This is a genomic window from Candidatus Kurthia intestinigallinarum (assembly GCF_003991225.1).
GTDB classification, from domain to species: domain Bacteria; phylum Bacillota; class Bacilli; order Bacillales_A; family Planococcaceae; genus Kurthia; species Kurthia populi.
Genome location: NZ_JTFC01000060.1, coordinates 1 through 1,220, shown reverse-complemented (window position 1 = coordinate 1,220; position 1,220 = coordinate 1). Strand labels below are relative to the sequence as shown.

The window sequence follows — 1,220 nt, the reverse complement described above, 5'->3', positions numbered from 1 at the left end:
ATGGCCCGTTTGTTGAAATCTATTGTATCTTAATCTACTTCTTTTTCATCAATCAATTTCCCATTGATCTCTTCCAGTTCATCATCGGTCAAATACCGTTTTTCTAATTCGATGTACCTTTTACCGCCCCAGTTATACATGATCGCATACACATACTTCGTCACATCTTTTTCCTTGTAGCCATCTAATTCGCCATTTTTAAATTTGGTCATAGCGTCTTTGAATAGACCTGAGTAGACAATTAACCGTTTGCCTTTTAAGGCTTTATAAAACACCTCGAAAACTTCTTGGCTGATTAAGTAATCGCTGTCTTTTGCGGAGTACTTCGCAATCTCATACACTTTATCATCTCGACCGTTTCGAACTTTCCGCACATCAACTTGTGTAATCAAAGGGTTTTTTGTGACTTGCTGCCACAACTCCAGCCACCGATCCCGAGTGATATATTGTTTTGTATCCGTGAAGTAACTTTTGTTGACTGCAATGAGCACATGAAAATGTGGGTGGTAATCCTCACGCTCTTCGTTGTAGGTGATTTCTAATTTCCGAGCATAACCCTTTGCGATTTTCTTAACTTCCTTGCGTTCCATCAACTTTTTGAACGAATGGTTGTAACCCTTAATTTCATCTTCCAGTTCATCAGCTGGCACGTTCGGCGCTGTTAAGGTCACAAAGATAAACTCTTTCTTTTCCTCTTGCTTTAGATAAGCCATCATGACGGACAGAGCCAACGCATCTTTTCGAGATTTCTTCCATGCACAGATCGGACAGAAACGGTTTTTGCACGTATTCCCCTTATGCTGTTTTTTCTTTTCCAGGTTTTCATCAGCAACCATCATCATGAACGTATTGCACTCCCTTATGAGTTTTAAAGTATTTTCCGAGACCACATCTTCAGAAACTAGCTTTTCCATAAAGTACGCTAATACACCGTTTCGCCGTTTTTTCTTCGTGGACTTGACCATAATGTCTTGATTCTTTTTGGATTTTGCTTTATAGTGGCTCATATAACTTAAGTTAATAAACGCCAATCACGGCACTTAAAAACTTGCACCTACCTTCATAGTTTATTGTTTTGATCTCGACAATTAAAACAATACAACACTATGCTGTAGAATGCAAGTTTTTTTGCGTTAAAGCCATACGTATCAAGGGCTCAAGACCCTTCAGGGTAAATCGAAGATGTTACCCTTATATCAAGATAAGAAAAAACCGTTTTT

At 38.7% G+C, this 1,220-nt stretch carries 1 protein-coding gene; it reads right to left on the bottom strand.

Translation table 11 applies throughout. The features are described from left to right. Positions 1-29: 29 nt before the first annotated feature. Positions 30-965 (bottom strand): protein rep, encoded by a 936-nt coding sequence (locus QI30_RS18610; protein WP_126992064.1) that lies wholly within the window; start codon positions 963-965, stop codon positions 30-32. Between the last annotated feature and the right edge of the window lie 255 nt (positions 966-1,220).